Origin of the sequence: Achromobacter deleyi, from assembly GCF_016127315.1 — a bacterium.
GTDB lineage: Bacteria > Pseudomonadota > Gammaproteobacteria > Burkholderiales > Burkholderiaceae_B > Achromobacter > Achromobacter insuavis_A.
The window spans coordinates 6228918-6251170 of the sequence record NZ_CP065997.1 but is presented as its reverse complement, the minus strand read 5'-3'; the positions used below and the strand labels follow the sequence as shown (position 1 = coordinate 6251170).

At 69.8% G+C, this 22253-nt stretch carries 17 protein-coding genes; 5 read left to right on the top strand and 12 right to left on the bottom strand.

Features of this window, described 5'->3' with window-relative positions:
- Window positions 1–18 precede the first annotated feature (18 nt).
- The 4 genes from I6I07_RS28155 to I6I07_RS28140 all read right to left on the bottom strand — a co-directional run bounded on the left by I6I07_RS28155 (window position 19) and on the right by I6I07_RS28140 (window position 5402).
- Window positions 19–1014, bottom strand: coding sequence for a FecR domain-containing protein (locus tag I6I07_RS28155; protein WP_232625798.1), 996 nt, complete (start codon window positions 1012–1014; stop codon window positions 19–21).
- Window positions 1001–1516, bottom strand: coding sequence for a sigma-70 family RNA polymerase sigma factor (locus tag I6I07_RS28150; RefSeq protein ID WP_198484593.1), 516 nt, complete (start codon window positions 1514–1516; stop codon window positions 1001–1003). Before I6I07_RS28150 ends, I6I07_RS28155 begins: the two co-directional genes overlap by 14 nt.
- 149 nt (window positions 1517–1665) lie before the next feature.
- Entirely contained in the window at window positions 1666–4377 is a 2712-nt protein-coding gene (locus I6I07_RS28145) for a penicillin-binding protein 1A (protein ID WP_198484592.1), read from the bottom strand.
- Window positions 4378–4592: 215 nt separating this feature from the next.
- On the bottom strand, window positions 4593–5402 hold the full coding sequence (locus tag I6I07_RS28140) for an AraC family transcriptional regulator (RefSeq protein ID WP_198484591.1): 810 nt from the start codon (window positions 5400–5402) through the stop codon (window positions 4593–4595).
- A 171-nt stretch (window positions 5403–5573) separates the two neighbouring features.
- Here I6I07_RS28140 and I6I07_RS28135 point away from each other — a divergent pair, with 171 nt between their 5' ends.
- Window positions 5574–6827: an MFS transporter gene (locus I6I07_RS28135; protein ID WP_006394109.1), complete on the top strand. Its 1254-nt coding sequence runs from the start codon at window positions 5574–5576 to the stop codon at window positions 6825–6827.
- 75 nt (window positions 6828–6902) lie between these two features.
- Here I6I07_RS28135 and pgaD read toward each other — a convergent pair whose 3' ends face one another.
- Genes pgaD through pgaA form a run of 4 tightly spaced genes read right to left on the bottom strand, consistent with a single transcriptional unit; the run spans window position 6903 to window position 13240 of the window.
- On the bottom strand, window positions 6903–7349 hold the full coding sequence (gene pgaD / locus I6I07_RS28130; RefSeq protein ID WP_198484590.1) for a poly-beta-1,6-N-acetyl-D-glucosamine biosynthesis protein PgaD: 447 nt from the start codon (window positions 7347–7349) through the stop codon (window positions 6903–6905).
- Window positions 7346–8683 (bottom strand): poly-beta-1,6-N-acetyl-D-glucosamine synthase, encoded by a 1338-nt coding sequence (pgaC, locus tag I6I07_RS28125; RefSeq protein ID WP_198484589.1) that lies wholly within the window; start codon window positions 8681–8683, stop codon window positions 7346–7348. The genes pgaD and pgaC overlap by 4 nt, the downstream gene beginning before the upstream one ends.
- Window positions 8680–10713 (bottom strand): poly-beta-1,6-N-acetyl-D-glucosamine N-deacetylase PgaB, encoded by a 2034-nt coding sequence (pgaB, locus tag I6I07_RS28120; protein WP_198484588.1) that lies wholly within the window; start codon window positions 10711–10713, stop codon window positions 8680–8682. Before pgaB ends, pgaC begins: the two co-directional genes overlap by 4 nt.
- Window positions 10714–10720: 7 nt before the next feature.
- Window positions 10721–13240 carry a poly-beta-1,6 N-acetyl-D-glucosamine export porin PgaA gene (pgaA, locus tag I6I07_RS28115; RefSeq protein ID WP_232625791.1) on the bottom strand — a complete coding sequence of 840 codons (2520 nt, stop codon included), beginning with the start codon at window positions 13238–13240 and terminating at the stop codon, window positions 10721–10723.
- Window positions 13241–13779: 539 nt separating this feature from the next.
- Here pgaA and I6I07_RS28110 point away from each other — a divergent pair.
- Window positions 13780–15006 (top strand): sensor domain-containing diguanylate cyclase, encoded by a 1227-nt coding sequence (locus tag I6I07_RS28110; RefSeq protein ID WP_198484587.1) that lies wholly within the window; start codon window positions 13780–13782, stop codon window positions 15004–15006.
- A 2-nt stretch (window positions 15007–15008) separates the two neighbouring features.
- Here the strand turns inward: I6I07_RS28110 and I6I07_RS28105 are convergent, their stop codons facing one another.
- Window positions 15009–16916 carry a prolyl oligopeptidase family serine peptidase gene (locus I6I07_RS28105; RefSeq protein WP_420094527.1) on the bottom strand — a complete coding sequence of 636 codons (1908 nt, stop codon included), beginning with the start codon at window positions 16914–16916 and terminating at the stop codon, window positions 15009–15011.
- Window positions 16917–17077: 161 nt separating this feature from the next.
- On the opposite strand from I6I07_RS28105, the gene I6I07_RS28100 reads away from it, so the two are divergent.
- Window positions 17078–17533 (top strand): BPTD_2524 family lipoprotein, encoded by a 456-nt coding sequence (locus tag I6I07_RS28100; protein WP_198484585.1) that lies wholly within the window; start codon window positions 17078–17080, stop codon window positions 17531–17533.
- A 19-nt stretch (window positions 17534–17552) separates the two neighbouring features.
- Here the strand turns inward: I6I07_RS28100 and I6I07_RS28095 are convergent, their stop codons facing one another.
- Window positions 17553–17978, bottom strand: coding sequence for a PaaI family thioesterase (locus I6I07_RS28095; RefSeq protein ID WP_198484584.1), 426 nt, complete (start codon window positions 17976–17978; stop codon window positions 17553–17555).
- Window positions 17979–18145: 167 nt separating this feature from the next.
- Between I6I07_RS28095 and dinB the strand changes: the two genes are divergently transcribed.
- Window positions 18146–19228 carry a DNA polymerase IV gene (dinB, locus tag I6I07_RS28090; RefSeq protein ID WP_198484583.1) on the top strand — a complete coding sequence of 361 codons (1083 nt, stop codon included), beginning with the start codon at window positions 18146–18148 and terminating at the stop codon, window positions 19226–19228.
- Window positions 19229–19256: 28 nt separating this feature from the next.
- Here the strand turns inward: dinB and I6I07_RS28085 are convergent, their stop codons facing one another.
- Window positions 19257–20396, bottom strand: a complete 1140-nt coding sequence (locus I6I07_RS28085; RefSeq protein WP_198484582.1) for a hypothetical protein — start codon at window positions 20394–20396, stop codon at window positions 19257–19259.
- 2 nt (window positions 20397–20398) lie between these two features.
- Window positions 20399–20860 carry a GatB/YqeY domain-containing protein gene (locus tag I6I07_RS28080; RefSeq protein ID WP_198484581.1) on the bottom strand — a complete coding sequence of 154 codons (462 nt, stop codon included), beginning with the start codon at window positions 20858–20860 and terminating at the stop codon, window positions 20399–20401.
- 169 nt (window positions 20861–21029) lie between these two features.
- Here I6I07_RS28080 and hmpA point away from each other — a divergent pair, with 169 nt between their 5' ends.
- The gene (gene hmpA / locus I6I07_RS28075) at window positions 21030–22247 is read left to right on the top strand and encodes an NO-inducible flavohemoprotein (RefSeq protein WP_198484580.1); all 1218 of its coding nucleotides are present in this window, start codon (window positions 21030–21032) and stop codon (window positions 22245–22247) included.
- Window positions 22248–22253: the final 6 nt, after the last annotated feature.

Here is a 22253-nt window from a genome sequence, read left to right as displayed (position 1 = left end):
GAAAAATTGCAACAGGCCCTAGCGGGCCCGGGGGCCGACGGTCACCCAGTAGCGGGTGTGATACCGGATGTAGACCGGCACGCCGAGCGTCAGGTTGTGCAGGGCGCGGTCGGTGTCGCGCAGGGGGAATACCCCGGTGACGCGCAGCTCGGCGACGGCGGGATCGCAGCGCAGGAAGCCGCTGCGATAGCGCGCCAGCCGCGCGGTGAAGTCCGCCAGCCGCATGTCTTCGGCCAGCAGCACCCCGCGCGCCCAGGCGGCGTCGGCTTCGCGCGCTTTGGCTGGCGCTTCGGCATGATGCTGGTCGAAACGCGTGCGTTCGCCGTCGTGCACCCGCAGCACTGCCTGCGTGGCCGCGCCGGGATAGATGTCGACCGCGCCTTCATAGACCGCCAGGTGCGCCAGCGGGCCCGCGTCGCGCAAGGTGAAGCGGGTGCCGAGCGCCTGCACCATGCCCTGCCGGCTCTGGACCCGGAACGGCCGGCCCCGCGCATCGACGGCGGTCGACACCAGGATTTCGCCGGCCAGCAGGATGACGCGCCGCTCGTGGCCGTCGAAACGCACGTCGATGGCGGAGTCGCTGTCGAGCACCACGCGGGTGCCGTCGGCCAGCGTGACGTCGCGGATCTCGCCGACGGCGCTGCGATGGTCGGCCGTCAGCACGCCCCAGCGCCCGCTTTCGCGCCAGAGCAGGGTGGCACTGGCGGTGGCGGCCGCCGCGATGCCCAGCGCCCGCAGCGCCTTGCGGCGCGCGGCGGAGGCGAGCGGCCGCGATTCGAGCAGCACGCTGCGGGAGGCCGGTTCGGACACGCCGGCCAGCTTGGCATCCATGACCTGCAGGCGGCGCCAGGCGCGCAGGTGGTCGGGATGCGCGGCCAGCCAGGCATCACAGGCCGCGCGGTCGGCCGCGCTGGCCTCGCCCGACCACAACCGCGCCATCCAGGCCGAGGCGCGCCGCACGACCGCGGGATCGATCGCCGGCCCTTGCCCGGCGGCGGCGTCAGCGCGAACCATCGTAGAGCGCCTGGTAACAGGCCAGCAGCGCCGCCGCGACGTATTTCTCGACCGAGGACACGGACACGTGAAGCCGCTCGGCGATCTCGCGGTAGCTCAGGCCGTCGAGCTTGCACAGCAGCAGCGCCATGCGGGCCTTGGGTGGCAGCTTGTGCAGGATGGTGTCGACCTCGACCAGGGCCTCGACCGCCAGGGCGCGGACTTCCTCGGAAGGCGCCAGCGCCACGGGCAGCGCGGCGATGGCTTCCAGGTAGGCGGCCTCGATGCCGCGGCGCCGGTACAGGTCGATCAGCAGCCCGTTGGCGATCTGGGTCAGGTGGCGGCGGGATTGGTCCGGTTGCGGCATGCTGCCGGACGCCAGGATGCGGACGTAGGTGTCGTGCGCCAGGTCGGCGGCGTCGAAGGCGTTGCCCAGCCGCTTGCGCAACCAGCCGCGCAGCCAGCCGTGGTGGTCACCGTAAAGCACTTCGATGGGCTGGGAGGAGGTCCCGGTGGCGGACATGATGGACTGGCGTGGCGTTGGCGCGGCGCATTCCACTATCCGAAATGCGAATTATTCCGGATGATAGTTTATCCATGCGCGCGCCGGCAAGGCCGGCTTTTCCCGGGGGGCGGCCCGTGCAACACGGGCCGAGGGGGGAGCTGTGGCGCCTAGAGCGGCCGCGCGGCCAGCGGCCCGACGCCGTTGACGGCGCTGGCGCGGGCGCCGCCCAGCGGATCGGCCTCGACGCGCGGCACCGGGATCGGCGGGATCGGGGTATTGTCGCCGTCGCCGCCGCCCAGCGAGCCGCCGAGGGCGCCGCCGCCGGCGGCCGGCACCGGGATCGGCTGCGCCACCGGCGCCTGCTGGGCCGGCATCGCTTGCGCGGGCGCTTGTGCGCCTGCTTGGGGCGTACCCGCTTGGGGCATACCTGCCTGGGGCGTACCCGCCTGGGGCGGAGTCGCCGGCGGCAGCGCCGCGCCGGGCGCGGGCAGGGGCCGCACCGAGTTGTCGACGCCGTCGGTGGAGCGGTTGTTGTTGAGGAAGTCGGTCAGCGGGTCGCCGCTGGACAGGTCCAGCGAAGCCACCGCCTGGCCCGGCGGGAATTCGTTGAAATAGTATTCGCCGTTGTCCACCAGCAGGCCGTCGGGACGCGGCGCCGGCTTGGCCTCGGGCACGCCCTTGAGCGCCGGCTGCATGTAGTCGAGCCAGGTGGTCAGCGCCAGGCCGCTGCCGAATTCATTGGTGCCCAGCGACTTGGGCTGGTCGAAGCCCATCCAGACCGTGGTGGCCAGGCTGGGGGTGAAGCCGGAGAACCAGACGTCGACCGCCTCGTTGGTGGTGCCGGTCTTGCCGCCCACGTCGTTGCGTTTGAGCACCTGGTGCGCGCGCGCCGCGGTGCCGCTGGTGGTGACGCCGCGCAGGATGTCGTCCATGACCCAGGCGGTGCGCGGGTCGATGGCGCGCGCGGCGGCGTCGCCCGCCACCACTGGCTGCGCCTGCATCAGCACGTTGCCCGAGCGGTCGGTGACCTTGGCCACCAGGTAGGGCGTGACGCGGTAGCCGCCGTTGGCGAACACGCTGTAGCCGTTGACCACCTGCAGCGGCGTGGCGCCGCCGGCGCCCAGGCCCAGCGGCAGCACCGCCGGCCAGCGCGCCTTGTCGAAGCCGAAGCGGGTCAGGTAGTCCTGCGCGTACTGCGGGCTGATGGCCTGCAGGATGCGGATGGTGACCATGTTCTTGGACTTGTACAGGCCCTGGCGCAGCGTCAGCATGGGCTCGTAGCGGTTGCCGTCGTTCTTGGGCTGCCAGTCCTTCGAGCCGGTCTGGGCGGCGGTCAGCATGAACGGCTGGTCCGAGATCTGCGTGGCGGGCGTCAGGCCGCGCTCGAGGGCCGCGGCGTACACGAACGGCTTGATGTTCGAGCCCGGCTGGCGCCAGGCCTGTGTGACGCGGTTGAAGGTGCCGCGGTTGTAGTCGAAGCCGCCGATCATGGCGCGGATGGCGCCGTCCTGCGGCACCATCGACACCAGCGCCGCTTGCAACGCCGGCATGTTGATGATTTCCCAGCCGTCGCCGTTCTTGTGGATGTAGACCACCGAGCCGCGCTGGATGCGCTGGCTGTCGCTGGCCTTGGGATTGAGCGCGCGCGCCACCACCGACAGCGCCTTCTTGTCGGAAATGGTGATGATGTCGCGGGCGCTGCGCGCCACGGTCACTTCCTGCGGACTGGCGGCCAGCACCACGGCGGCGAGCAGGTCTTCGCTGTCGGGCGTCTTTTCCTGCACGCCGTCGAGCAGGTCGTCCAGCGCCGCGGGGTCCTTCTCGACGCCGTCGGGCAGTTCGATCTGGTCTTCGGGGCCGGGGTAGGGGGCGCGGCGGGTGTAGTCCATCACGCCATCGCGCACGGCGCGGTAGGCGGCTTCCTGGTCCTTGGAGTCGATCGTGGTGTAGACGTCGATGCCCTTGGAGTAGGTCTGTTCCTGGAACACGCCGTACATCAGCTGGCGCGCCAGCTCGGCCGGGTAGTCGCCGTGGATGGCGAAGCCGCGGGTGCTGGAGCCGTCGGCGCCGCGGATGACCAGGCGCTGCTTGAGGGCCTCGTCGGCCTGTTCCGGCGTCAGGTAGCCCAGCGTCTTCATGCGGCCCAGCACGTAGTGCTGGCGGATCTCGGCGCGCGGGAAGTTGGTGATGGGGTTGAAGCGCGACGGCGCCTTGGGGATGCCGGCCAGCATTGCGGCTTCGGCCGGCGTCACTTCCGACAGCGGCTTGCCGAGGTAGGTGCGCGAGGCGGCGGCGAACCCGTAGGCGCGGTGGCCCAGGTAGATCTGGTTCATGTAGAGCTCGAGGATCTGGTCCTTGGTGAGCTCGGATTCAATCTTGTAGGTCAGCAGCAGTTCGTAGAACTTGCGCGAATAGGTCTTTTCGGACGACAGGTAGAAATTGCGCGCCACCTGCATGGTGATGGTGCTGCCGCCCTGGGTCTTGGATTGCTTGACGAGGTTCACCAGCACGGCGCGCGCCATGCCCATCCAGTCGACGCCGCCGTGCTGGTAGAAGCGGTCGTCCTCGGCCGACAGCACCGCCTGGCGCATCACCGGCGGGATTTCATCGAAGCGCAGCACGTTGCGGTGTTCTTCGCCGTATTCGCCGATCAGGACCTTGTCGGCGGTGTAGATGCGCAGCGGCACCCGCGGCCGGTAGTCGGTCATGGCGTGCAGGTCCGGCAGGCTGGGCCAGGCGATCGCCAGCGCCAGGCCGACCAGGACCGCCCCGCAGACACCGAGGCCGGCGACGGCGACGCCAGCCTTGACGAGGAGTCGTTTCCAGGGAAAGCCCGATTTGCCGCCCGGGGTGGCGGAGGATTGCTGGGGGGTGCTCATTGCAGGCGATTCTAGGGCAGAACGCTATAGACCGGCGATGGCGCCGGAAGGTTTCGGTAACCAAACTTGCCCGCGGGGAGGAACCGGGGGACGGGCCAAGCATATGGGGACGGGTTTGAGGATACGCGCTGCGCGGGTTTCGCGCAGCGCGACATGGCAAGCGCGCGCTGAAATGTATTGCGCGCCGTGACAAACGGCAAGGCCGGTTGCAGATGTCATGGGGCCTGCGCCGCCCGCAGGTAGCGCTGCGGCGGCGCGCCCAGCGCGCGGTGGAACATGGCGCTGAAGGCGCTGGGGCTGCGATATCCCAGGTCGGCGGCGATGCGCGCCACCGGCACGCCCAGCGACAGGCGGCAGACCGCGTCGGCCAGGCGCACCTGCTGTACCCACTGGCGGTAATTCAGTCCCAATTCAGTCTGGAACAGCCGGATCAGCGTGCGCGCGCTGGCGCCGACCTCGCTGGCCCAGTCCTCGATGCCGCGTTGCAGGCCGGGGCGGTCGAGGATGGCTTCGCAGATGGTTTGCAGGCGGCGGTCGCGCGGCCAGGGAATCTGGATCGGCACCACCCGGGCGGCGGCCAGTTCGGACAGGATCAGCGCGGCCACCTGCTCGGCCCGTCCGCCCAGCGGATAGTCGATGGGCTCGGCGGTCAGCGCCAGGATCAGTTCGCGCAGCAGGCCGCTGACTTCGATCACCTGGCATTGCGGCCAGTAGGCCTGCGCGGCGTCGGCATGGATGTACAGCGAGCGCATCGAGACCGCGCCGATCATGTCGACGCCGTGCGGCACGCCGGCCGGGACCCACAGCGCGCGCAGCGGCGGCAGGGCCCAGAAGCCGCTCGGGGTGGTGACGTGCATCACGCCCTCGACGGCGTAGATGAGCTGGGCGCGCGGATGGGAATGGGCGCCGGTGCGGGCGCCGGCGGTGAATTCCTTGGCCATCGCCGTCACGCCGCGGGGGCGGTCCTGGTAGTCCTGGGCGTCGATGCTGCGGGCCGGGTCGAGGCGGGCGGGCCGGGTGGGCATGGTGTCACTTCCGACAAAAGGAGGAAGCCGGATTCATGATGGGGAAAGCGCTATTTTGTCACTTTCCCGACGAAAATTGTCAGCCGCGGGCGGCGCGCCGTTCCTACACTGTCCAGGGCGCCCGGCGTGAGGTCGGACGCATTCCCGTTTCCTTTTTCCTTTTCCCTATCCATGAACTCCGCCCAGAATCCCGCCGCCGGGCTGCCGGACCGCGCCGCGTCCGCCGCGCCGGCGCCGAACCCCGCCGTTGCCGACCCTTCCACCGCGTTCGCGGTGCTGGGCGCCATCAGCGTGGCGCACCTGATGAACGACATGATCCAGTCGATCCTGTTGGCCATCTATCCGATGCTGAAGGATTCGTTCAGCCTGTCGTTCGCGCAGATCGGCCTGATCACGCTGGTGTACCAGCTGGCGGCCTCGCTGCTGCAGCCGTTCATCGGCTTCTACACCGACCGCAATCCCAAGCCGTATTCGCTGCCGGTGGGCATGGGCTTCACGCTGGCCGGCCTGTTGCTGCTGTCGGTGGCGCCGTCGTTCGGCTGGCTGCTGGTGGCGGCGGTGCTGGTGGGCACGGGCTCGTCGGTGTTCCATCCGGAATCGTCGCGGGTGGCGCGCATGGCCTCGGGTGGGCGCCATGGGCTGGCGCAGTCGCTGTTCCAGGTGGGCGGCAACGTCGGCTCGGCGCTGGGGCCGCTGCTGGCGGCGCTGTTCATCATTCCGCACGGGCAGCGCAGCGTGGCCTGGTTCTCGCTGGCGGCGCTGTTCGGCATGGTGGTGCTGACCGGCATCGGCCGCTGGTACAGCGCCAACCGCGTGCGCCTGAAGCCGCGCGCCCGGCGCGAGGGCAGCGGCCACGGCCTGACCCGCAACCAGGTGCTGGGCGCGCTGGCCGTGCTGGGCCTGCTGGTGTTCTCGAAATACTTCTACCTGGCCAGCCTGAACAGCTATTTCACCTTCTACCTGATCGACAAGTTCGCGCTGTCGGTGCGCGAGGCGCAGCTGTACCTGTTCCTGTTCCTGGCCGCGGTGGCGGTGGGCACGGTGGTGGGCGGGCCGGTGGGCGACCGCATCGGCCGCAAGATCGTGATCTGGGTGTCGATCCTGGGCGTGGCGCCGTTCACGCTGCTGCTGCCGTACGCCAACCTGTTCTGGACCGGCGTGCTGGTGGTGATCATCGGCGTGGTGCTGGCGTCGGCCTTCTCGGCCATCGTGGTGTATGCGCAGGAACTGGTGCCGGGCAAGGTCGGCATGATCGCCGGCCTGTTCTTCGGCTTTGCCTTCGGCATGGGCGGGCTGGGCGCGGCGGCGCTGGGCAAGCTGGCCGACGCGACCAGCATCGGCTATGTGTACCAGGTCTGCGCCTACCTGCCGCTGCTGGGCGTGGTGGCGGTGCTGCTGCCGAACGTAGAGCGCAAGCGCGCCTGACGGCGCGCGGCGTGAGGCCGGGCGCGCCGCTGCTGGCCATGGGTGGCCATCATTCGATGCGCCCCGTATCCGTCTTCAGGCGGCCGACACGGCGGCCAGGCGCGGGCGGGCAGCCTCGATGGCCTGGATCTCGCCGTCGCCGCCGTGGTGGATGATGGTGACGCGAGCGGCCCGCAACTGGGTGATCTGGCGCGGCGTGACGGCGAAGCTCAGGGCCAGCCGGTGGTCGTCCAGCGGCGCGATCGGCTGGCGCCGGTCCTTGCCGCCGAAGCGCAGGTGGTTGTAGGCCGCCCACAAGACCAGCACCGCCGCATTCAACAACGCCAGCACGGCGTAGCTGCCCAGCGTCTGCAGCGAGGGCAGGAAGGTCGGCCAGAGCGGCGCCTGCGGTCCGCTGGCCGCGCCGCGCAGGATGGCGACGATGCCGGCGCCGAACAGGTAGACGAAGGCGAACCAGCCAACCGCGGTCAACAGCAGGTCGAACAGATAGCCCGCGCGCGAGCGTTGCGTGGTGATGATCATGATGCGTCCGGTGATTTGATGCCGCGGTCGGGGCTGGTCCAGCGCGCGCGCTCGGCCTGCTTGCGCAGCATGACTTTGGGGAAACTGACCAGGGTGGTGAACAGGCTCACCATCCAGTAGGCCAGGGGATACCAGATGACCCAGTAGAGCGCGCGCCACAGGCCCGGTTCGTAGCGGCGGTCGATCAGGATGCTGATGGCGAACTGCAGCAGGCACACCACGGCCAGCATCATGCCGGTGAAGGCGGGTGGCATCAGGCTGGCGATGTGCATGTTGTTGGGCAGGGTCACGACCTGGCTGATGAGCCACAGCAGCACCGACACGCCGAAGGCGAAGGCCCAGGCCGTCGACAGGCAGAACTCCAGCATCAGCGGCCACAGGCGGCGGTGGCGCCAGCTCCAGATCGAGCGCAGGTTCTTCAGGAACACCTCGGCGCCGCCCTGGGCCCAGCGCAGGCGCTGCTTCCAGATCCCGCGCAGCGTCTCGGGCATCAGGATCCAGCACAGGCCGCGCGGCTCGTAGAAAATCGACCAGTGATCGCGCTGCAGCTTCCAGCTGATGTCGATGTCTTCCGTAATCATGTCCAGGCTCCAGTAGCCGACCCGGTCCAGCGCCGCGCGCCGGAAGGCGGCGACCACGCCGGACACCGTGAAGACCTGGCCGTAGACGCGCTGGGTGCGCTTGATCAGGCCGATGATGGACGAGAACTCGCCCACCTGGATGCGGCCGATCAGGGTCGAGCGGGTGCGGATGCGCGGGTTGCCGGTGACGGCGCCCACGCGCGGGTTGTCGATCAGCGGCGCCACCAGGTAGGCGGCGGCGTCGGGGTCGAGCACCGCGTCGCCGTCGATGCAGACCAGGTATTCGCTGCGCGCGGCCAGCGCGCCCATGCGCAGCGCCATGGCCTTGCCCTGGTTCTGCGCCAGGTGCACCACGCGCAGGCGCGGATGCTGTTCGGCCAGGCGGTCCAGCATCGGCCCGGTGGCGTCGCTGGAACCATCATTGATGGCGATGACTTCGACGTTCGGATAGCGCTGGTTGAGCGCGGCCAGCAGGGTTTCCTCGCCGTTGTCGGCCTCGTTGTAGCAGGGCACCAGGATCGACACCAGCGGATCGCCGGCCAGCGCCGGCGGCGTCGATCCGGGGCCCCACTGCCAGCGCCGTTCCCAGTGCCACCAGAAGTACAGGCCGCCGGCCATCCACATGCCGGACATGAATAGCGGGTAGAAGAAGACGAAGCCCAGCAGCGCCTGGCCGGTCAGCATCATGGTGAAGCCGAACGGCGCGCCGAGCACCGCCAGCAGGATAATCAGGGCAATCAGACGGTCGATCATCGGAGGGGATACCAGGCTTCGGAGAGGGCGGGCCGGATGCCTTGCAACCGGGGCTGGTCTTGCGAGAAGTCGTCGGGGTAGTAGCCGAAGCTGCGCGCGCCGCGCAGTTGCAGGCGCTGCATCCAGCCGGCCAGCACCGCGGTGTCGATCGGCGTGGCCTCGGGGCGCCCCGGGCCGGTGCGCCAGTCGCGCGCCTGCAGTTCGAACACGGTCCTGTCGAGCGCGCCGGGGCGCCGCGCCACGGCGTCTACCAGCCGGTCGAGCCAGGCGTTTTCCTGGCCCTTGGGCACGTTCTCCATCAGCGGCATGGCCATGGGCGCGGTCCAGTCGTAGGCGCCCAGGAAGTCGTCCAGGTTCTGCGCGAACCAGGTCTCGGACTGCGGCTCCAGGATCGGCAGGGCGAAGAGGTTGCGGGCGGTCTTGATCTGCGGGCCGCGCACGGCGCGCACGCGGTCGGTCAGCTCGGCGGTGAAGTCGACCAGGGCGCGGCTCTTGAAGCGGGTCCAGCGCTGTAGCGTGTCCGGGTCGGCGCGCAGCTGGCCGATGTCGGCGGGCAGGCCGGCGGCGCGGTAGGCCGCCAGCGCGCCGGGGCTGGCATCCTCGAAGTCGGACAGCACGGCGTCGTCGTGGAACAGGACGCCGTCGAAGATGGCGTGGCGCGCCAGGTCTTCGTACAGGTCGCCGATGCGGGCCCGCGCGGTGGCGTCGAACGGCGACAGGCGGCGGTACTGGTCGGGATCGGGGCGCGCCTCGGCCCCGCCTGGCTGCCAGCGCGTGACGCGCGGGATCGACGCGTCCAGGTCATAGGCCAGCACCGGCATCCAGGCGTACACCATGACGTTGGCGCGGTTGTGCAGCTGCCAGGCGGCGCGGTTGAACAGGTCGGCGCGCACCGGCAGCCAGCGGTTGGGGAAGTACACCGAGCGCACCAGGCCGTCGCCGGTCGGGTCCGAATACGCCTGCAGGAACACGGTGTTGATCTGCAGGTCCAGGATGCGCTGCACCAGTTCGCCCAGGTTGCGGTCGGTCTGCGCCGGGTCCGGGTCGTAGACGTAGTCCAGGTCCACGTGGGCCACGCGCATGGACGGCGTGGCTTCCATGCCGACGATGCTGTTGGCGAAGGGCTTGAGCGGCGGGTCGCTGGCCAGCAGCATGCGCGGCGTGGACATCAGCCGGTCCAGGCGGCCCGGGCCGTCTTCCAGCGTCAGCGCCAGCTCGTAGCCGTTGTCGGCGGCGATGCGCAGCGTGCTGCCGCCCTCGGCGCCATAGGGCCAGACCCAGACGCGCGGCTTCCTGCCGGTGACCTGTTCGATCTTGCGGCTGATGGCGCGCACGTCGCCGCCCATGCGGGCCTCGAACTGCGCCTCGGTCTCGTAGGCGCCGGTCTTGGCGTCGTAGGCGCGGATCGCCGCGGCCGGCTCGGTGTTGCCCTGCGGGTTGGCCAGCGCGCCGTAGTGCGAGGCGTCGGTGTGGGCGGCGATCTCGACCAGGCCGGACTGCGAGATCAGGCGGATCTCGTCCCAGTCCAGGAAGCGGCGGCGCGGTTCCAGGCTGCCGCCGAAGTCGACCGGCTTGTTGGCGGGGGTGTCCATCCAGGTGCCCACCGGCGCCAGCAGCGCCGGCCAGCGGTAGGCCTTCAGGATTGGCAGCACGCGGGTGTAGAAGCTGCGGTAACCGTCGTCGAACGACAGCAGCACGGCGCGGTCCGGCAGCGGCTTGCCGCCCTGGCGCGCGGCCAGGATCTGGTCGACCGAGACGGCCTGGTAGCCGTTCTCGCGCAGCCAGGCCAGCTGGTCGACGAGGCGGTCGGTGCGCACGCTGAGAAAGGCCTGATCGGGATCGTCGTCCTCGACGTCGTGGTATGCCAGGGCCAGGAAATTTCCGGCGACCCAGGGCTTTTCGGCGGCGGCCACGGGCCGTTCGGACGGCGGCGTGTAGACCGGGATGTCCTTGGCGCAGGCGGTCAGCGCCAGGATGGCCAGCAGCAGCAGGGCCGCCAGCAGGAGTCGGGTGGGTAGCTTGAGCAACATGGCAGTCTCAGAAGCGGTAGGCAAGGTCGAACACGATGCGCAGTTCGCGCTCGCGCTGGCCGTCGTACGGGCGGCTGATGCCGGTGACCATCGCGCCCATGTCCAGGACGTCGTTGGCGCGGTAGCGCTGGCCATAGCCCAGCGCGATGACGCCGCCGGTGCCGTAGCCCTGCTGGGTGTAGGTGCCGGCGCCGACGGTGCCGATCTGTTCCCAGGCGGTTTCGTAGCGGCGGTACAGCGTGTGGGTCAGGCGCACGCCGGGCAGCGCCATCAGGTCCGAACGCGGGTTGTAGTAGGGCGCGTCGTCGCGGCTGTTGCGCTGGGTCGACAGGTCCAGCGTCAGGTCGGCCTTCAGGTGCGGCGCGGTGTAGACGCGCTCGCGCCCGGCCAGTCCCAGTTCCCAGCGCTGGTTGCCGTCGGAAAAGCGCGACGGCGACAGCGACAGGATCCATTCGCGCCGTTCATTGGCGCGCCAGCGCACGAAGCCGGTGAGGCGGTTGGAGGTGATGTCGTTGGTCAAGGCCCGCAGCGGGGTCTCGCGCGACAGCAGTTCGCCCGAGCCGCCCACCTGCCAGTGGTCGTCGATGTTGTAGGCCGCCGACAGGCGCAGGCCGGGTTTGACGCCGTGGCCGTAGCTGTGGGTCGAGACTTCGCCCTCGACCGTCAGGTCGCGGCCGCGCCATTCGACGCCGGTGCGCAGCCAGCGGTAGTTGCCGCGTCCTTCCTCGAAGTCGCCGGTGGCGTAGCCGCCGCCGCCGAAGGCGCGCCAGTTGTAGTCGATGGGCGGCGAATACAGCACCGCGTCGATGCCGAAGTCGCCGTTGCCGTTGACCGGGCTGTCCGAGGCCAGCCCGCGGTAGCCGCTGATGCGCAGCTCGGCCTTGTTGTGCACTTCCCATTCGCGCGCCAGGCGGCGGCTGGTGAGGTTTTCCGGCGCGCGCGTCAGGGTGTCGGCGGACAGGGCCTCGGCCTGGCGCCATTCCTGCAGGTCCATGGCGGTGAAGCCCTGGCCGTTCTCGACCGACAGCGCGCGCGGCGCCAGGGTCTCGGCCAGTTTCAGTTCGCGTTCCGAGGCGCGCGGCAGGTCGCGGCGGCGATACAGCGAGGCCAGGTCGGCGCGCAGCGTGGAGTTGTTGGGCGCGTTCTCGACCATGCCGCGCAGGCGCTGTTCGGCCGAGACCGTGTCGTCGGCCAGCTGGCGCGCGGCGGCCACGGTCTGGGCGCTTTCGAGCTTCAGGTCGTTGGGGTTGCGGGTGGCCTGGCCCTTGTAGTACAGCCAGGGGGCGTAGCCCGATTCGATGGCGTCGGTGACGGCGTCGGTGTCGTCGAATTCCTCGGCCTCGGCCAGCGCGTAGTACAGGCCGGTTTCGGTGCTCAGGCGGTCTTCGGCGTCGTCGTCGCGGCTGGCGCCGTCGGCGCCGACCTGGCGGTAGAGGTCGCGGGCCTTTTCGGGTTGGCGCAGGTACAGGTAGGCCGAGGCGACGTCGTTCAGCGCATAGCGCGGCACCGCCACGCCCTGGGCGTGCAAGGCCTCGTATTCGCGCACCACGTCGGCCATGCGGACCCGCGCATGCAGCGCGTGCAGGCGGTCGATGCGGGCGCGCAGCACGTCCTGGCGCGCCGGTTCGCCCAGGGCCTCCCAGGCGGGGATCAGGACGTCGTAGCGCGCCAGCGCGCGGTCGGCGATGGCGAAGCGCTCGGCCTCGCCGCGGGTCGGCATGGCGGCCAGCCGGACCTGCTGGGCCAGCGCGTCGCCCTCGAGCCGGCGCAACTGTGTGGCGTCGAACAGGTCGGGGTGCTGGCGGGCCAGGTCCAGCGCCGGCTGCGCCAGGCGGGCGCGGCCGAGGGCGTCGATGTATTCGCGCAGCACGTAGGGCGTGCCGGGCGCGATCGCCAGCGCCTGGTCGGCCTGGTGCAGGGCTTCGTAGGGCTGGCGCAGGCGCACGTGGACATAACTCAGCGCCAGGCGCGCGTCGGCGTCGCGCGGCGCGCGCTTGATCCAGGCGCGGCCGGCGGCGAGCGCGGCCTCGGTCTGGCCGGCATCGGCCAGGGTCATGATTTCGCCGGCGGCGAAGGCGGCCTGGCCGGGATGGCGGCGCAGGCCGGCGCGATAGGTCGCCAGGGCCTCGGGCCAGCGGCGCAGGTCGCGGTAGGCGCGCGCCGCCGCCAGCTGAATGTCGGCGGGCAGGGCGGCGGCCGGCGGCAGGGATTCGTAGGCGGCGACCGCCTCGGCCGGCCGGCCGGCCCAGCCGGCGATGACGATGTGGTCGTAGACCGCCTGGCGGCCGGCGCCCGCGCCCTGGCGCAGCATGGCCAGGGCCGGTTCGTAGTCGCCGGCGCGAGCGCGCGCGATCAGCGCGTCATAGTCGGCGGCGGGGGCGGCCAGCGCCAGCGAGGGGACCAGCAGCGCGCAGGCCGTCAGGGCGCGCAGCGCCGAGGCGGCGGCCCGCTGCCGCGGGCCCGCCTGCGTGGCGGGCGCCGTGTCTTGGCCCGCTTGACCCCAAAGGGGCAGAGTTCCTTTCAGCATCCGTAGTACTTCCGCAGTTGCGACGAGGGCGCTCAGGGCTCCGCCGGCCGGACGCGCGGGTCGCGTTGCCGAAGGCGCGGCGCGGACGCGAGGGCGCGCCGGCGGCGGATGGGTGAGCGTTGGGTAGTGACTGCGCGGCGCCCGCTACGGGGACCTTCGCACTCGCGCGAGGGAGTGCATGGCTAGTACGCGCCACGCCCGTGGGGCGTGGTTGCGGCGCTTCTGGCGGCGCCGGCAACAGGTCGAACTTTATGGGTTTTCGGCCGATCCAACTGTCAATTAGTGCAAAGGGTGGATCGTTGTTACGAAGCTTGGCGTATTCTCTGCTGCATACCGCGCAACCGTCGTGGCGGTATGCCGGTATTGGGGCAGACCTGGTACGGAACGTTGTGCGCGACGGAAAGGGTTCGCATGGTTCGCCATGCAGGTAACAAAAAACGTCAAAAGTGCAGGTCTGTAACGCCTCCCTGAACCTGCATCCGGTGCAACAGATGTTCCTAGCGACGGCGACCGCCCCAAAGGCGCAAGCCGGCAAAAACATGACGACTTCTTTATTTTTCCTGGTGTGGGGCCTGGCGACGGCCCTGGCGCTGCCGCTGTTGTTGCCCTTGCATGCGCGCGGCGGGGTGCCGGGCGTGCAGGTCTTCATCTGGGCCAATGCGCTGGCGGTGCTGTCGCTGCTGGGCTATGCCTCGTCCGAGATCATGCCGCCCGCCGCCTACGTGCTGGTGTCCAACGCCTCGTGGCTGGCCGCGATGAGCCTGGTCTACGTGGGCGTGCGGCAGTTCTTCGGCTTGCGGCCGCAGGCGCTGCGCGTGGCCCTGATGGCGCTGGCCGCCATCGTGGGGATGGCGGTGATGCTGTACGGCGTGGATTACCTGGGCGGGCGCATCAGCCTGTTTTCCGGCTACACCGCCGCGCTGATGGCGACGACCTGTTCGGTGGTGTACCGCCAGCGCCGCACTATTCAGACGCCCGGGGTGGTGCTGTATGTGCTCCTGTCGATGGGCGGGCTGGCCGCGCTGCATGTCTTGCGCGTCGTGGTGTACGGCGGCGGCTGGGTGCCGCCGGCGTCGCTGGTGGATCCGACGCCCTGGGGCCTGTTCTTCATCGTCTGCGGTTCGGTGACGGTGCCGGCCCTGTTCCTGGCGCTGCTGTTGCTGATTCAGACCTCCCTGTCGGAGCAGATGCAGGCCGCGCTGACCTTCGACAGCCTGACGGGGGCCTACTCGCGCCGCAGCATCCTCGACGAGCTGGAACACGAACTGCGGCGCTGCGCCCGCAGCGGCGGCCGGCTGGCGGTGCTGGTGCTGGACATCGACCACTTCAAATCGATCAACGACCGCCATGGCCACGCCACGGGCGACGTCGCGCTGCGCCATTTCTCGCAGGTGGTGCCGCGGGCCGTGCGCGCCAGCGACCGCTTCGGCCGCCTGGGCGGCGAGGAATTCGTGCTGCTGATGTACGACTGTGATGCGGCCCGCGCGCTGGTGCAGGCGCAGCGGGTCTGTGATGCCTTGCGCGATTCGCCGCTGCAGCTGCCGGGGCAGGAACTGCGCATGACGGCCAGCGGCGGCGTGGCGACCTTGCAGCCGGGCGATACCGCCGACGGCATCCTGGCCCGCGCCGACCTGGCGCTGTACAAGGCCAAGGAACTGGGACGAGACCGGGTCGAGATGGCCTGGAGCGGACGTGCGCCGGGCCGCCCGCAGGCGGCCCGGGAGGATGGGCAGGGCGAGGCCGCCGACCTGGCGACCGAGGCCTGACCCTAGGGCTTGAGGTGTTCTGTGAAGAACTTTTCCATCGCCGCGTAGAACTCGAACTTGTTCTCGTCGTTGTGGAAACCGTGGCCTTCGTTGTCCTTGACCATGTATTCCACTTCGACGCCGCGCGCCTTGAGCGCCTTGACCATCTGGTCGCTCTCGTCCTTGTTGACGCGCGGGTCCTTGGCGCCCTGGGCGACGAAGAGCGGCGTCTTGATGCGGTCGGCGTGCAGCGCCGGCGAGGTGGCGGCCAGGCGGTCCTTGTCGCGCACGGGGTCGCCGACCATGTCCTGCATCTTGTCCAGCATCGGCTTCCAGTAGGGCGGAATCGACTTCATGAACGTGAACAGGTTGGACACGCCGACGTAGTCGACGGCGGCCGCGTACAGGTCGGGCGTGAAGGTCACGCCGGCCAGCGTGGCGTAGCCGCCGTAGCTGGCGCCGTAGATGCCGATGCGCTTGGGGTCGGCGATGCCCTGCTTGACCAGCCATTCGACGCCGTCGGTGATGTCGTCCTGCATCTTCAGGCCCCATTGGCCGAAGCTGGCTTCCCAGAAGCGGCGGCCGTAGCCGGTGGAGCCGCGGAAGTTCATCTGCAGCACGCAGAAGCCGCGGTTGGCCAGGAACTGCACCTCGGGGTTGTAACCCCAGCCGTCGCGCGCCCACGGGCCGCCGTGCGGGTTGACGATGCACGCCAGGTTCCTGGGATCGCGCCCGGCCGGCAGCGTCAGGTAGCCGTGGATGGTGAGGCCGTCGCGGCTCTGGTAGCTGATCGGCTGCACCCGCGACATGTTGGCCTCGGGGATGGCCGGGTTGATGTCGGCCAGCTTGGAGAGCGTGTCGGCGCGGGCGTCGTAGATGTAGCGCGAGCCCGGCGTGCGGTCGTTGTAGGCGGCGACGATGAACTTGTCCTCGTCGCGGTTGGCGCCCTGGATGGCGAACTGGTAGCCCTCGAGCTGGGCTGACAGTTTCTTGAACAGGGTTTCGGTCTCGGCGTCGAAGAACTTGTACTGCGGCTTGTCGGTCTGGTACGAGGCCACCGTCAGCACGCGGCGCTTGCGCGAGAAGCCGGCGGCGTCCAGGTCGACCGTGTCCGGGGTGAAGATCTCGTCTTCCTTGTCGGGACTGGCCGGGTCGATCACCACCAGCGCGAGCTTGTCGCGGCCGCGGTTGGACAGGGCGTAGAACTTCTTGTCGTCGAAGGTGAAGAAGGCCGGGCTGACGCTGGTGCGGTAGTCGGTGGTAAACAGCGGGCGGAATGCCGAGGCTTCGTTGTCGCGGTAGAGCAGGGTGGTGTTCAGGCCGTCGCTGGTGACGGCGGCGCGCACCTTGCCGGCGTGGTCGGTCTGCCAGCCGACGATGTTGCCCGGGTTCTGCGCCACCAGCACGCCGGCGCCGGTGTGCACGTTGACGCGGTAGACGTCGAACACCTGCGGGTCGCGCTGGTTGTGGCTGATCAGGATGTGGTCGGGGTCGTCTTCGAGGTCGTCCTCGATGCTGGCGCGCACGCCGTCATAGGGGGTCAGGTCGGTGACCTTGCCGCTCTTGGCGTCCACCGCCAGGACGTGGAAGTTCTCGTCGCCGCCGAAGTCCTTCTGGTAGAGCACCACGTCGGGGCCTTTCCAGAAGAAATTGCTGATGTCGCGGGCCGATTCGCTGGTGAGCTTGCGCGGTTCGCCCACCGGCTTGCTGCCGTCCAGCGCCTGGACGTAGATGTTCATGCGCGGCGGCTTGCCGTCGACGCTGGTGGGCTGCATGAAGCCCAGGGTCTTGCCGTCGTCGGCCAGGCGGAAGAAACCGCGTTCCGGATTGCGGAAAAAGTCTTTCAGGGGGTAGGCCCGGGGGGGCTGCGCGGCGGCGCTGGCGCCCAGGGAGGCGCCGACGATGCCGGCGGCCATGAGGGTGTGTTTCATGAATGAGAGCAAGGCATACCTCCGACGGTTTCATCCGGCCGCCATGCGCCGCCGGACTCGTCGATAATGCCATAGCCGCGGCCGGGGTGTCGAACCGGCCAGGCCTCTTATGCCGGTGTCCCGTTTGCGGGATAATCGCGGCTATCAATCTGGAGAAATACATGGTTCGGAATCTGGTCGCGGCGTCGGCGCTGGCCTTGGGCCTGGCGGGCTGCTCGCTGGGCATTTCGCAGGACGGCGCCTCGCCGCACAGCGAATTCAAGGCGCCCGTCGCTTTCAAGGACGCCTACGCCACCACGGTGCGCCAGGCCAACGCCTGCCTGCGCAGCGCCGACAACGCCTACCGCGTGGTGTCGAACCTGGACGAAAGCGCCCAGACCGCCGTGGTGCGGGTGCTGGCGCCGTACACCGACAATGAAATGACCCGGGTCGACCTGAAGGCGGCCGGCCCCAAGACCACCGACACCCGCATCGTGATGTGGGGCAAGGGCACCTGGGATGCGGCCGCGATGCGCGCCATGCAGGACGCGATCTACTACGGCATGAGCTCGTGCGCCAGCTATATGCCGCTGGATCCGCGCCCGCCGGTCAAGCCCTCGCGCGACCTGCCGAAATAACGGCGGCGGCGCCGTCCGTTCAGTCGCCGCCAGGGCGGCGGCGGATGATCTTGAAGGTGGCGGTGGCGCGCGCCACCAGTTCGCCGTCGGCGCGGCGGATGTCGCCTTCACAGAAGGCGATGGAGCCGCCCCGGCGCAGGCAGCGCGCCTCGATCACCAGGTCGCCGGTGCCCGGCGACAGGAAGGTGGTGTTCATGTCGATGGTGGCCATGCCCTCGGTGGCCTCGGCCGATCCGCGCGCCGCGGCGCTCAGGGTGAAGTCCAGCACGCTCATCAGCGTGCCGCCGTGCACGTCGCCGCGGCTGTTGGTCAGGTCTTCGCGCCATGGCAGCGAGGTGCGGGCATAGGCCGGCCCGATCTGTTCGGGCACCAGGCCCAGGAAACGCATGAAGGGAATCGCCAGGCCGAAATACTCGCCCGGAGCGGGGGTTGCGGAGACAGTCATGGAAGTGGCTATGCGGGGAAAGGGAACGACGGGAATTTGGCGGTCATAATATCCACTTTTACGCCGCCGGCCCGAGCGGATTCGGCGGCCGTGGCCGTTTTTTCCGGTGACCGTACTTTTCGCGCCCGCCCCGGCGCCATGCGGTCGCCGATCCGTTTTTCACCAACATGAGCGACGTCAGCCGCAAGATCGTACACATCGACATGGATGCGTTCTACGCCTCCGTGGAGCAGCGCGACAACCCCGAGCTGCGCGGCCAGCCGGTGGTGGTGGCGTGGACCGGGCCGCGCTCGGTGGTGTGCGCGGCGTCCTACGAGGCGCGCCGCTTCGGCGTGCATTCGGCCATGTCGGCGGTGCGCGCGCAGCGGCTCTGTCCGCAGGCGGTCTACGTGCCGCCCGACTTCAACCGCTACCGCGAGGTGTCGCGCCAGATCCGCCAGATCTTCGCCCGCCATACCGACCTGATCGAGCCGCTGTCGCTGGACGAGGCCTACCTGGACGTCACCGTCAACAAGCTGGGATTGCCGTCGGCCACCGAGGTGGCGCAGGTGATCCGCCAGCAGATCCGCGCCGAGACCGGCCTGACCGCGTCGGCGGGCGTGGCGCCCAACAAGTTCCTGGCCAAGATCGCTTCCGACTGGAACAAGCCGGACGGCCAGTTCGTGATCCGTCCGACCCGGGTGCTGGAATTCCTGCAGCCGCTGCCGGTGCGCAAGGTGCCGGGCGTGGGCAAGGTGACGCAGGCGCGGCTGGAGCAGCTGGGCATCCAGACCGTGGGCGACCTGGCCACGCACGGGGTCCAGGAACTGGAACACTACTTTGGCCGCTACGGCCGCCGCCTGTATGAGCTGGCGCGCGGCATCGACGAGCGCGAGGTGCAGACCGACCAGCCGCTGCAGCAGGTGTCGGCCGAGACCACGTTTTCCGAAGACGTGCGGCTGGAGGCGATCGGCGAGGCCATCGACCGCATGGCCGAGAAGGTCTGGAGCCAGGCGCTGAAAAAGGGCGCGCTGGGCCGCACGGTGGTGCTCAAGCTCAAGACCGACCGCTTCCGCATCCTGACGCGCAGCCAGACCAGCCCGCATCCGCCGGCCTCGGCCGCCGAACTGGCGGCGCAGGCGCGGCTGCTGTGCGAGCGCGTCGACCTGCCGGCGCAGACGCTGTACCGGCTGGCCGGCGTGGGCATGAGCAATTTCGCCGATCCCCAGGAACAGACGCGCCAGCCGGATCTGTTCGGCGGCGCGTTCTGAGGCTGCGGGGGGCGGGACGGATGCCGGATCAGGCGCCGTCGAGTTCGCGCTTGATGGAGGCGTTCTTGATGGCCTTGTGGCAGCGCGCGAGGTAGGCGGGGTCGCCGCGCGAAGCCAGGCCCAGTTCCAGCAGCAGCCAGTCGCGCAGCCGCGCGTCGCCATGCTTGAGCTTGGGATCCATGGCGTCGACGCGCGCGAACAGGGCATCGAATTCCTGGACATCGCGCGTGGCGCCGGCGGTTTTTTCACGGACGCAGAAGGCGGGCACCAGGAAACTCAGGCCGTCGCCGCTGTCGGCCGTGGCCAGGTCGGGGTGCCGCGCCAGCGTGTCCCGCAGCGCCTCGTAGGCGCCGGCGTCGATGACCGGTTGCAGCGCGTATTCGCGGGAGGCCGCGCCGATGCGCTTGTTGGCGCACAGGTCGAGGGCCGCCTGCAGGCCGTCGCGAGCGCTGACGGCGGCCACCAGCCGGCTCTTGATCGTGTCGATCTCGTGGCGTTCGCTGCGCGTATTGCACTGGGGCAGCAGCTTGAGCGCGGCGGCGGCGTCGCCATGGTCGGCCGCGTCGCGCAGCAGGATGCGGTAGCCCTGGTAGCGGTTGTTTTCCTCGCGGAAGATATGGGTGACGCGCAGTTGCTGGATGTAGGGCTCGGCCGCGGCGGCGCGCGCCGCCTGGCTGGCGCCCTCATGCAAGGCCGCGGCCAGCGCGTCTTCGATGATGTGCAGGGTGACGTGGTTGAAGACGATGTCGTCGCGCAGCGGCGCGATGGCCTGCGCCATGGCGGCGGGCGCCAGGCGCGCGGCCTGGAACAGCAGGTACAGGCAGCGGGTGTAGTCGAGCGTGCCGTCGGCGTCGCCGGGCCGGCCATGGCTGCCGCGCCACAGGCCCAGCGTCACCGGGCGCGCCTCGCGATAGCCCAGGGCCGAGCCGCCGCCCGCGCCCCAGCCGTGGCCGTTGTCCGGCTCGGCGGCCAGGCGTTCGATCACGGGCGCGATGGCGTCCGACAGGCGGCGCAGGGCCGCGGGGTCGGCCTGCAGCGGATCGGCAATGGCGGTGTCGTAGCGCGACTCGAAATGCTGCCGCGCCAGGTTGATCGCCGCCACGCAGTCGCCGATCGCCCCGCGCAGCGGCGGGGCCAGGGCGTCCAGCGCGTCGGCGGCGCCGGCCATGCTCAGGCGAGCCGGCCCTTGACTTGCTGCGACAGCGCGGTCATGTCGGCGCGGCCGGCCAGCGATTGCTTGAGCAGCGCCATGACCTTGCCCATGGCGGGAGCGCCGGTGACGCCCTGCGCGGCCACTTCAGCCAGGGCGGCGTCGATGGCAGCGGACACTTCCTCGGGCGTGGCGGCCTGCGGCAGGAATTCCTGCAGCACGACCAGTTCGGCCTTTTCCTGTTCGGCGGTCTCGGTGCGGCCGGCCTGCTCGAACGCGGCGATGGATTCGCGGCGCTGCTTGACCTGCTTCTCGATGATGCCGGTGATCTCGGCGTCGGTCAGGTCACGGCGTTCGTCGACTTCCTTCTGCTTGACGGCGGCCAGCAGGAAACGCAGGGTGGCGAGGCGCTCGGCCGCCTTGGCGCGCATGGCGTCCTTGACGGCGTCGGAGAGGCGGGTCTTGAGCGTAGCGGTGCTCATGGGGGAACCTTTGTGGTGTTGCGTCAAAGGCGCAGTGTAACCGTGGGGCGGCCGTCCGTGGGACGGCCCCGGTGGGCGCGGATTTTGTGCGTCCCGGCTTAAACATGTATTATTAATGCATGTTTAAAAAGGATGGCCCCGGCGCCATCCACCGCGCAAGGAGCAGTCGATGTTGAGCCCGCAGATCCGCGCCCTGGTCAAAGCCACGGCCCCCGTCCTGAAAACCCATGGCGAGGCCCTGACCCGCCATTTCTACGCCCGCATGTTCCAGCACAATCCGGAACTCAAGCACATCTTCAACCAGGGGCACCAGGCGGGCGGCGAACAGCAGCAGGCGCTGGCCGGCGCGGTCGCTGCCTATGCCGAGCACATCGACGACCCGTCGGTGCTGGCGCCGGTGGTGACGCGCATCGTCCACAAGCACGTCAGCCTGGGCATCCGGCCCGAGCATTACGCCATCGTGGGCAAGCATCTGCTGGCCTCGATCCGCGAGGTGCTGGGCGAGGCCGCCACCGATGAGCTGGTCGACGCCTGGGCCGCCGCCTATGGCCAGCTGGCCGACATGCTGATCGCCGCCGAGGCGCGGCTGTACGCCGATTCGGCCGCCAAGCCGGGCGGCTGGACCGGCTGGCGCGCCTTCCGCGTGGTCGGCAAGCAGCCCGAGAGCGCCGAAATCACCTCGTTCTACCTGGCGCCGGCCGATGGCGGCACGGTGCCGGCCTACCGGCCCGGCCAATATGTGTCGGTGCGCGTCTACGTGCCGGAGCTGGGGCTGATGCAGCCGCGCCAGTACAGCCTGTCGGACGCGCCGGGCCAGGACCGCCTGCGGATCTCGGTCAAGCGCGAAGCGGGCGGTGCGCATGGCCCGGCCGGGCGCGTGTCCAATGCGCTGCATGACCGCCTGGAGGAAGGCGGCGTGCTGGACGTGGCGCCGCCGCAGGGCGACTTCCATCTGCGCGAGGACGGCGACGCGCCGGTGGTGCTGCTCAGCGGCGGGGTGGGGCTGACGCCCATGGTGTCGATCTTGAACCACCTGGTGGCGACCGACGATCCGCGCCAGATCCGCTTCGTGCACGGCTGTCGCAATGCCGCCGCGCACGCCATGAAGGACCATGTCAACGACATCGCCACGCGCCGTGGCAATGTGCGCAAGGCGGTGTTCTACGAGGAAGTGGGCGGCGCCGACCGCGCGGGCCGCGACTATGACCATCATGGCCGGGTCGACCTGCGCGCCATCCGCGACGAGGCCATCGTGCCGGACGCCGATTACTACCTGTGCGGCCCGTCCGGTTTCATGCGGGCGCAGCGCGAAGCGCTGCTGGCGCTGGGCGTGGCGGCCGACCGCATCCATGCCGAGGCCTTTGGCAGCGGCGGCGCGCCGGCCTGACCGGTG